At 67.1% G+C, this 9,975-nt stretch carries 9 protein-coding genes; 3 read left to right on the top strand and 6 right to left on the bottom strand.

Features of this window, described 5'->3' with window-relative positions; translation table 11 throughout:
• The first annotated feature begins 27 nt into the window (after positions 1-27).
• Both ACTIFJ_RS08330 and ACTIFJ_RS08335 read left to right on the top strand, forming a co-directional pair.
• Positions 28-1,533, top strand: coding sequence for an AMP-binding protein (locus tag ACTIFJ_RS08330; protein WP_439533638.1), 1,506 nt, complete (start codon positions 28-30; stop codon positions 1,531-1,533).
• Positions 1,530-2,276, top strand: a complete 747-nt coding sequence (locus ACTIFJ_RS08335; protein WP_439533639.1) for an SDR family NAD(P)-dependent oxidoreductase — start codon at positions 1,530-1,532, stop codon at positions 2,274-2,276. The genes ACTIFJ_RS08330 and ACTIFJ_RS08335 overlap by 4 nt, the downstream gene beginning before the upstream one ends.
• Before the next feature lie 3 nt (positions 2,277-2,279).
• Here ACTIFJ_RS08335 and ACTIFJ_RS08340 read toward each other — a convergent pair whose 3' ends face one another.
• From ACTIFJ_RS08340 to ACTIFJ_RS08360, 5 genes are read right to left on the bottom strand one after another with little or no spacing between them, the layout of a single operon-like run.
• Positions 2,280-2,768, bottom strand: a complete 489-nt coding sequence (locus tag ACTIFJ_RS08340) for a MarR family winged helix-turn-helix transcriptional regulator (protein WP_439533640.1) — start codon at positions 2,766-2,768, stop codon at positions 2,280-2,282.
• 55 nt (positions 2,769-2,823) lie between these two features.
• A complete protein-coding gene (locus tag ACTIFJ_RS08345; RefSeq protein ID WP_439533641.1) occupies positions 2,824-3,573 on the bottom strand; it encodes an NAD(P)H-dependent oxidoreductase in 750 nt (249 codons plus the stop codon).
• A gap of 3 nt (positions 3,574-3,576) precedes the next feature.
• On the bottom strand, positions 3,577-4,554 hold the full coding sequence (locus ACTIFJ_RS08350) for a quinone oxidoreductase family protein (protein WP_439533642.1): 978 nt from the start codon (positions 4,552-4,554) through the stop codon (positions 3,577-3,579).
• Positions 4,555-4,557: 3 nt separating this feature from the next.
• On the bottom strand, positions 4,558-5,787 hold the full coding sequence (locus ACTIFJ_RS08355; RefSeq protein ID WP_439533643.1) for an MFS transporter: 1,230 nt from the start codon (positions 5,785-5,787) through the stop codon (positions 4,558-4,560).
• Between the two features lie 50 nt (positions 5,788-5,837).
• On the bottom strand, positions 5,838-7,907 hold the full coding sequence (locus ACTIFJ_RS08360) for a TonB-dependent receptor (RefSeq protein ID WP_439533644.1): 2,070 nt from the start codon (positions 7,905-7,907) through the stop codon (positions 5,838-5,840).
• Between the two features lie 168 nt (positions 7,908-8,075).
• Between ACTIFJ_RS08360 and ACTIFJ_RS08365 the strand changes: the two genes are divergently transcribed.
• The gene (locus tag ACTIFJ_RS08365; protein ID WP_439533645.1) at positions 8,076-9,131 is read left to right on the top strand and encodes a VOC family protein; all 1,056 of its coding nucleotides are present in this window, start codon (positions 8,076-8,078) and stop codon (positions 9,129-9,131) included.
• Here ACTIFJ_RS08365 and ACTIFJ_RS08370 read toward each other — a convergent pair.
• The coding region (locus ACTIFJ_RS08370; protein WP_439533646.1) for an OmpA family protein at positions 9,128-9,975 on the bottom strand (848 nt) is incomplete at its 5' end. The two genes, ACTIFJ_RS08365 and ACTIFJ_RS08370, sit on opposite strands and share 4 nt — an antisense overlap.

Here is a 9,975-nt window from a genome sequence, read left to right on the forward strand (position 1 = left end):
CGCCACCCCAAGCCACAGAGAAACCGCATGACCATCATCGATCCCTATGACTGGGTGGCTGGCCTCGCCGCTACCGACCCTGCCCGTCCAGCCATCCACACCCCGGACGGCGAGACGCTCAGCTATGCGGACCTGGACACGCGCGCCGCCGCCCTCTCCGCCACGCTCGCCGAATTCGGCGTCACGCCGGGCGACCGCATCCTCGTCCAAGCCGAAAAGTCGGTCGCCTTCATCCTGCTCTATCTCGCCTCGCTGCGCATGGGCGCCATCTTCGTGCCGCTGAACACCGGCTATGCCGATGCCGAAGTCGATTATTTCATCTCCGACGCCGACCCGGCTCTGATCGTCACCAGCCCGGCCCGCGCCAACGCCATGACCGCCCTTGCCGCCGGCCGCGCCCCCATTGTCACCATGGGCACCGCCGGCGACGGCAGCCTGCTCGCCTACGCCCCGACCACCCCGCCACCGTCGCGCCCGGCGCCGGACGCGTCCCGCCTCGCCGCCTTCCTCTACACTTCGGGCACCACCGGCCGCCCCAAGGGCGCCATGCTGACCTGCGGCAACTTCACCTCAAACGCCCACACCCTCGCCGGCGCCTGGCATTTCACCTCGGGCGACGTACTGCTCCATGCGCTGCCGCTGTTCCACGCCCATGGCCTGTTCGTCGGCGTCAACACCACCCTCGCCGCGGGCAGCAGCCTGATCCTGCTGCCGAAGTTCGATCCCGCACAGGTCTTCCACCACCTGCCCGGCGCCAGCGTCTTCATGGGCGTCCCCACCTTCTACACGCGGCTACTGCAGGACCCGGCACTGACCCGCGACGCCACCGCCCATATGCGCCTGTTCGTCTCCGGCTCGGCACCGCTGCTCGCCGAAACCCATCAGGCCTTCGAGGCCCGCACCGGCCACGCCATCCTCGAGCGCTACGGCATGACCGAAACGCTGATGAACGCCTCCAACCCGCATGACGGCGCCCGCGTCCCCGGCACCGTCGGCCCGCCGCTGCCCGGCATCGAGATCATCGTCACCGACCCTGCCACCGGCGCCGCGCTGCCCCGGGGCGAGATCGGCATGCTTGAGGTGCGCGGCCCCAATGTCTTCACCGGCTATTGGCGCAACCCGGCCAAGACCGCCGACGATCTGCGCGCCAATGGCTTCTTCATCACCGGGGACCTCGCCCGCATCGACGACCAGGGCTATGTCCACATCGTCGGCCGCGGCAAGGACCTCATCATCTCGGGCGGCTACAACATCTACCCGCGCGAGATCGAAGCCGAGCTGGACAGTCTGGACGGCGTCGAGGAATCGGCGGTCATCGGCGTTCCCGACCCCGATTTCGGCGAGGCCGTCGTCGCCGTCCTGATCGCCAAACCCGGCCACCACCTCGATCCGCAGGCGCTGGCCGAAGCCCTCAAGCCCCGCCTCGCCCGCTTCAAGCACCCCAAACACTATCAGATATTGCCCGAGCTGCCCCGCAACGCCATGGGCAAGGTCATGAAGGCCGAACTGCGCAAGACCTGGAAGCCGGCATGACCTTCGCCGGCCGCATCGCCCTCGTCACCGGCGCCGGCAGCGGCATCGGCGAAGCAACCGCCCGCGGCCTCGCCGCCAGGGGCGCCACCGTCATCCTCGCCGGCCGCACCTCGGCCCCGCTCGAGGCCCTCGCCGGCAGCATCCGCGCCGATGGCGGCACCGCCCACCCCCGCCCCACCGACGTCACCGACCGCCACGACCTCGAAGCCCTGATCGCCGACATCGAAGCCGGCCACGGCCGCCTCGATCTCGCGGTCAACAACGCCGGCGGCCACAACGACTTCAAGCCGCTGCACGAGACGCCGCCGGAGGAATCCGACTGGGTGTTCGATCTCAACCTCAAGGCCGTCTACAACGGCATGCGCGCCCAGATCGCGCTGATGCTCAAGACCGGCGGCGGCGCCATCGTCAACACCTCGTCGATCTTCGGCCTCAAGGGCGTCGCCGGGATCGCCCATTATGTCGCCGCCAAGCACGGCGTCATCGGCCTCACAAAGGCTGCGGCGCTCGATTATGCCCGCTCGAATATCCGCATCAACGCCGTCTGCCCCGGCGCCACCGAGACCCCCAATCTGCTGCGCGTCACCGGCGGGGACAGGCACGCGCTCGACCCGATGATCCCCGTCGGCCATCTCGGTCAACCCGGTGACATCGCCAGCCTGATCCTCTGGCTGCTGTCGGACGAGGCGAGCTATATCACCGGCGCCAGTTTCAGTGCCGACGGCGGCATGAGCGCCGGCTGAGCCTCAATTCCCCGTCACCGTAAAACTCCAGTTGAGCAGCTTGCCGACCATCCGGTCGAATTCCGCCCGCTCACGCGCCGTCAGCGCCTTTTCGAACAAGGCATCGCGCTTGAGCGACAACAGCGCGATCTCCCTGTACAGCCGCTGGCCCGCCGCCGTCAGCAGCAGCAAGTTGCGTCGGCTGTCCTGCTCGTCGTCGCGGGTCTCCAGCACCCCGCGCTCGACCAGCTTGGCGACGATCCGGCTGACCCGCGATTTCTCGATCAGCCCGCGTTCGGCGATCACATTGGCATAGATCGGCTGCTCGGACCCGACGATCGCCAGGATCCGCCACTCGCTCAGCGTCATCCCGAACTGGTCGAGATAGATCCGCTCCGTCGACACCGTCCACAACCGGGACAGCATCGCCAGCCGATAGCGGATCGACCGCTCGACATTGAATTCGTCGACCGCCGCCTCGCTGCCGCCCTGCTGCATCTGCCCATCCTGCATGCACGCACCTTGCGGCAGTTCGCCTTCCGAATCCATGGGCGAACTGCCGCTCCGGTCAGGGCGTCCGATGCTGCCCCGGCGTCCGCGGCGTAACCTCCGGCCGCAGCCGCAGATCCTCGCCGAACTCGGCCAGCTTGTGGAAGAAGCGCGGCTCGATCGTATCGACATCGGCCAGCAGGGCCGCCAGCTGCGCCTTCTGCGCCGCCCGCCCCTCGTCGCCGATCCACGGCGCCCCATAAGCGACGAAGGACGGCAGCACCTGGAAACCGCAGATCGCCAGCACGCCCGCCTCCAGCGGCCACAGGATGCGCTCGATGTCACCATTGCGCCCGTCGGTCGCATAGGCGCCCTTCGGCGTCCCCGTGGTGATCGACAGCATCGCCCGCTTGTCCGCAAACGGCCCGGCGTCCCACCACTGGCCCACACCATAGGCGAACTTGTAGCTGAGCACGCGGTCGACCCAGCCCTTCATGATCGCCGGCATCGAATACCACCAGAGCGGGAACTGGAAGATGATCAGGTCGGCCGCCGCCACCTTGGCCTGCTCGGCCAGGATGTCGGATGCCAGCGTCCCCGCCTCCAGGGCCCGGCCCTGCTCCAGCGCCAGGTTGAACAGCCCCTCGGCCGCGGCGTCGGTCATGTCGCCGCGCCCGGCCACGGCCTCGAACCCCAGCGCATAAAGGTCGGAGATCACCACCTCGGCACTTCGGGCCCGCAGCGTCTCCGCCGCTACCCCGGCCAGCGCCGCATTGTATGAGCCCGGATCGGGATGGGCGAGTACGATCAGAACATTGGAAACAGCCATGGCTCAAACTCCCTCGTTCACCAACACGACCTTGCCGAAATGCCGACGGTCGGAAATCATCTGGTGCGATTTCGCCACGTCGCGCATCGGCAGCACCGTGTCGACCATCGAGCGATAGCTACCGTCGGCAAAGCGCGGCAGCGCCTCGGCGATGAAGGTCGGGATGGTCTGCGAGAAATACAGCGGGCTGGTCGAGATGCTCATCGACAGCAGCGCGATGTTGCGGCTGCCGATATTGAGGCTGAAGCACACCTGCCGCCCGCCCGTCGACCCGTACATGACGATCCGGCCGTGGTTCGCCATGCTGTCGAACAGCTGATCGGCCGTCTCCTCGCCTATGGTCATGCAGGCGATATCCACGCCCTCGCCGCCGGTATCGCGCATCACGCCCTCGGACACGCTCGAGTCCTTGTAATTATAGCCGGCATCGGCGCCGAACGCCTTTGCCCGCTCCAGCTTGTCGTCGCGGCTCGCGGTCACCCCGGCCCAGCAGCCGAACGACTTGGCGATCTGCAACGCCGCCGACCCCACCGACGAGCCCACCGCCTCGATCAGCACCCGGTCACCGGCCTTGGCGCCGCCCACGGTCCGTAGCGCATGCCAGGCCGTGTGCCAGCCGACCGGAATCCCGGCCGCATCGGTGAACGACATCGAGTCCGGCATATGCATCGCCAGCACCGCGTCCATCAGCACCGCCTCGGCATGGCTGCCGCGCGCCCGGCCGAACACCCGGTCCCCGACCTTGAAGCCGGTGACGCCCTCGCCCACCGCCTCGACCACGCCCGAGGACTCCATCCCCATCACGATCGGCGCGTCGACACCCACGTACGTCCCTGCCAGCATCCGCGTCTCGGCAAAGTTGACGCCCGACGCATGGACCCGCACCAGCAGCTGCCCCTTGCCCGGCACCAGCGTGCCGATATCCTCCCAGCGCAATACTTCCGGCCCGCCAAATTCCCAGGCTTTCCAACCAGCAACCACTTTTCATTCTCCCTTTGACATCATGAGCTTGTGAACATCATCCACCTCGAGCCCCGAGGGCACCGGCTTCAGAAAAAGATAGAGCACCCCCGCCGCGGTCAGCGGCAGCCCCACGGACAGTGACAGCGCCATCTGCCAGCCGATCTGCTCGACCGCGGCCGAAATCATCAGCGGCCCGATGGCGATCCCCAGATTGACCGCCAGCGATCCGCACACCGCCAGCCCGGTCGCCCTGAGCCCGGTCGGAAACAGCTCGGCGATATAGGCGAACTTCACCGCCGCCGTGCCGTAGAAGAAGATGCTCATCAGCCCGAACATCACCAGCGTGTCGGTCACGCCGGTGGACAGCCACAGCATCGCCAGAAACCCCACCGCCCCGAGCAGCGTGAACACCACCACCGTCGTCCGCCGCGTCAGCACGAACTCGCCGATGAAGGCCGCGCCCAGATAGCCGAAGATGCTGATCGCATTGCCGATGCCGACGATATAGGCCGCCGTCGTCATCGGCAGCCCGCGATGCTCGGTGAAATAGGTCGGCAGCAGGAAGGACGAACCGCCATAGGCAATCACGAACAGCAATTGCGCCGCAAACAGCGTGATCGTCCGCCGCCGCAGCCCCGGCGCCAGCATCACCTTCAAACTGTCCATCAGGCTCGGCCGCGCCGCCTGCCCGGCCCTGTTGTCGGTAAAATGCCGGCTCTCCGGCAGCCAGCGCTTGAGCACCACCACATAAGGAATCGACAGCAGCCCGACCAGGAACACCGCCCGCCAGCCGAACGCCACCAATATCGGCGCCGCCAGCAGCGAGGCAATGAACCAGCCGAGCGGATAGGCGGCCTGCAACAGTCCGGCATAGATCCCCCGCCACCGCGCCGGCGCCACCTCGGCCACCATCGCGCCGGTGGAGGGATAAATCGCCCCGCCGGTCGCAATCGCCCCGGCCCGTACCAGCCCCAGCGTCAGCGGCCCCGCCACCAGCGCATGCGCCGCCACGAACAGCGAGGACAGCACCGTCGCCGCCATCAGCACATATTTGCGCCCCTTGCGGTCGGTCAGATGCCCCATCCACACCTGCCCAAAGCCGCCGATCACATAGGCGATGGAGATCGCCGTGCCGATCGCCGTCAGCGATACCGCCCAGTCCTTGCGGATCGCCGGCAGCGCATACGCGAACAGCGCCAAGTCGAGCTGGCTGAACACATAGGCGATGAAGCACAGCCCGAACGGCAGCACCGCAGACCGCGGTACTGCCGTCCGAAGGACAAAAGGCGCGCCCCCGATGCTCAGAAACTGTACCGCGCGCTCAACGACCAGGTCAGCGGCTCGGCCGGATACAGCGCCGACAGCAGCCCGCCGATGAAGATGCTGTTCGCGGCGAACTTGCGGTTGAGCAGATTGCGCCCCGCCGCGGTGAACTGCCAGCGGTCATCCGGCGTCGTGTAGCGGATGGAGGCATTGACCAGCGTCCGCGCGTCGGTCGCAACGCTCTCGGTGTTGGCGACATTGTTGAACACCTTGTCGCGGAAGCTGACATCGCTGCCCAGTCGCACCCGGCCACCCCCCGGCAGCTCGGGCTCCCAGCCGAAGCCGGCGCTCCACTGCAGGTCGGGCGCACCCTTCAGCCGCCGCGACGACACGTCGGTCAGCACGCCGCCGACCAGGTCGAAAAATTCATTGTAGCGCGCATCGAGATAGCCGACCGAGCCATAGACATCGAACTCCGGCACCGGCCGCGCCGACACCTCAAGCTCGATACCCCGCGTCCGCGCCGAAGTGGCGTTGAAGCGCCGCGTCGTGCCCGTATTGGGGTCGAAGGTCGACAGCTGCAGGTCGGTATAGTCATTGTTGAAAAAGGTCAGGTTGGCGCGGATCTTGCGGTCGGCCAGATCGGCCTTCAAGCCGAATTCGATCGTCTCGACCTCTTCCGGATCATAGGGCGTATTGGCGACGATCGCCACGTTCGACCGGTTGAAACCGCCCGCCTTGTACCCCTGCGACCAGGAGCCGAACAGATAGAGCTGCTCGTTCACCCGCCAGTCGAGCCCGACCTTCGGCGAAAAATCCTGCCACTTGCGCGCGCCGCCGAAAACGCCCGGCACGCTTGGCTGGTCATTGAAGAAGTCCTTCTGGTCCCAGGTATAGCGCCCGCCCGCCGTCAGCCCGATGTCGGGCGTCAGCTTGAACGTCGCCTGGCCGAACACCGCATAGCTGCGCGTATCCTGCTCCGAATAATCGGGCCGGGCGATCGCGGTCAGCGGGTTGGTCCGCGAGCCGATCAGCGTCACCGTGTCATAGGCGTTGAACTCGTGGAAATAGAAGAAGCCGACGATCGCCTCCAGCCGGTCGAGGCTCAGGCTGGCCGTCACCTCCTGGCTGAACTGGTTCTGCCGCGCATCGATGATCTGCCCGGACAGCCGCCGCGCCTCGCCGTCATTGTCGAGCGTCGCCTTCTGCGTCAGCTCGCGGTAGCTGGTCGTCGAGCCCAAAGTCACCGCCCCCAGCTCCAGCGTCGCCTGCGCCGACACGCCGCCGGTGCGGAACTGCGCGCTCGGGTCCTCGCCCGCCAGCGTCGTGTACAGGTCGGCCGGCTGTCCCGAGAAATTGCTCGTCGGCACAAAGGCGTCGCTGTCGTCCCAGGTCTTGTCGCCGATCACCCGGATGGTGAGGGACGGCGTCGGCGTCAGCAACAGCTGCCCACGCACGCTGGCCACATCACGGGCATTGACGTCGCGCCCGATGTTCGGCGCCTTGGTGAAGCCGTCGCGCTTGCGATAGACCGCGCTGATGCTCGCCGCCGCAAAATCCTGCACCAGCGGCGCATTCACCGCACCGCGCAGCAATATCTCGTTGAATCGGCCATAACCGGCATCAAACGTACCGCTGAACCGCTCGGTCGACGGCGCCCGGCTGTTGACCAGGATCGCCCCGCCCGGCGTGTTCCGCCCGAACAACGTCCCCTGCGGCCCCCGCAGGATCTCGACGCTGTTGACGTCGACGAAGTCGAACAGCGCGCCGAAGGTCCGCGCATAATAGACGCCATCGACATAGACGCCGATGCCGGGGTCGGCGGTGAACACCGCCTGGTCCTCGCCGACACCGCGCAGGAAGATGCGCGCCGCATTGCCGATGCCGGTCACCGGGTCGATTGCCAGGTTCGGCACCTGCGTCGCCAGATCGAGGACGTTATTGACCTGCCGCTTGTCGAGCATGTCGGCGGTCAGCGCCGTCACCGAGATCGGCGTATCCTGCAGCGATCCCGCCCGCCGCTCGGCCGAGACGATGATCTCCTCCAGCCCGCCCGTCGGCGCGTCAGCCGTCTGCACCTGGTTCTGCGCCCACGAAGGCACCGCCATCAGTGACGCCACCGACAACCCCAAAACCACCCTGAGCCCCGTGCTTTGCATCTTTCCGCCTTTCGTCTACGAGAACGGTTAGCATTCAATACACATGACAACGGTTGTCAACGCAACTATTTATCCTAACCTAAGAAGCTAGGCTTTCAAGCGCAAAAGGGAATTCATATGTCAGGCGAACGCAACCATTCATCTGTCGCCCCGCTCGCCCATGGTGGTCTTTACGAGGTCTGGATCGGGGTCCGGGACCTCGAAGCCGCCACCGCCTACTGGCAGGCCTTCGGCTATGCCGTTGAAGCAGAAGCCGCTCTCCCCGCCGCGCTGGCCGGCAGCCTCTATGGCCATGCCGCCTCGGGCCGCAGCCGCCGCCTGCGCGGCTCCGCCGACCACGGCCTCGTCCGCCTGATCGCCTGGGACGCTTTCGCCAACGAGGGACTCGGCCAGTCCGGCCTCAATGCCGCCGGCACGCGCTGGGTCGGCCATTTCGCCCGCTCGCTGCTCACCGTTGCCAACCACGCCGCCGCCGCCCGGGCGCTGGATGACCGCATCCAGCTCGGCGACATCCATTTCATCGACATGGGCCGCGCCTATGCCCATCTGTTCGGCGGCCGCACCCCCGAGCCGTTCTGCGATCCGCTGATCGCGCTGCGCGAATTCCAGCTGTTCGCCCCCGAGACCCGCCAGGTCTTTCTCGAACGCTTCGGCTATGACAGCCCGCTGCTCGGAACCTTCGCCGACGACAGCCTCCTGAAGACGACGCAGATCGTCCAGGGCTGCATGGTCGTCCAGTCGGACGATCCCGCCATCTTCGATTTCTACGAACAGGTCCTCGGCCTGTGGAAGAGCCTGGAGCTGACCATCCCCTATGAGCAGGCCCAGGCCTCACGCGCGATCTTCGCGCTGACCCCGGGCGAAGCGCATTACAATGTCGACCTCGACGAACCGCGCTCGAAGCCCGGCCTCGCCGAGCGACGCTCCGGCCGCCTCAAATGCTTCCGCTTCGGCACCGCCCATCAGATGCCGACCGTCCACCACCTCGCCTCGCCCGGCGCGCTCGGCCTCAGCAACTACAGCTGGCGCGTCACCGACATCGACGCCGCCCACGCCCGCGCCTCCGCCGCCGGCGCCACCGCTCTCACCGCCATCGATACCGACGAATTCGGCGCCCGCGCCTTCTCCTGCCGCGCCCCGGACGGCTATTTCACCACCTTCATCGCCGCCTAGGCCGGCGCGCTCCCAGGCAGGATCACCTCGACCCGCCGGTTGCGTTGACGCCCCGGCTCGTCATCGCTGCCGTCGGCCTTGGCGTTCGGCACCACCGGCCGCGTCTCGCCGAGCCCGATCGTGCGCAGCCGGCCGGCCGGCACCCCCTTGTCGACCAGATAGGCCTTCACTGCCTCGGCCCGCGCCAGCGACAACCGCTTGTTATAGCCATCGTCGCCGCGTGAGTCGGTGTGACCCTCGATGGTGATCACCCCCTCGCCACCCGCCGCGATCAGTTCCGCCAGCTTGTCGAGCACCGGCCCGGCGTCGCCCCGGATCGACGACTTGTCGAAGTCGAATGTCACGTCGCCGGGCAGCGACACCATCGTGCCGCGCTCGGTCTCGACCGCGCCCAATTCTGATTTCAGCGCCTCCACCGTGGTCAGCGTGCTCGCCCCCTGCGCCCCGGTGCCCAGCGTCGATCCCGTCGCCCGCGCCACCCTCAACACACTCATCGGCACCGGCTTCAGGTTGGATATCGCCGACACCTCCGGCGCCGATCCTCCCGCCCCGTCGAGCGGCAGGCTGATCTGGAAGCGCGGATTGCGGCTGTAGATCGAGTCGCTGCTGCCGCTCTCGTTCAGCGTCAGCATCGCCGTCCCCCGGTCCGCAACGGCCCCCTCGAACACCAGCGTAATCGCGGCGCTCCGCGTGCCAGGCACGGCCAAAGTGGTATTCGCCGCCGGCGGCACCAGCGGCAGCTTCTCCCCGCCGTCGGTGACGATGAACCCATTGTCCCGCCCCTGGTTGAGCCTGATCTCATTGTCGCTACCATTCATCACCAGAAGATCGACCGCCGTCCGCT

The sequence above is a fragment of the Polymorphobacter sp. genome, from assembly GCF_051860865.1.
In the GTDB taxonomy this organism is placed as follows: Bacteria; Pseudomonadota; Alphaproteobacteria; order Sphingomonadales; family Sphingomonadaceae; genus Sandarakinorhabdus.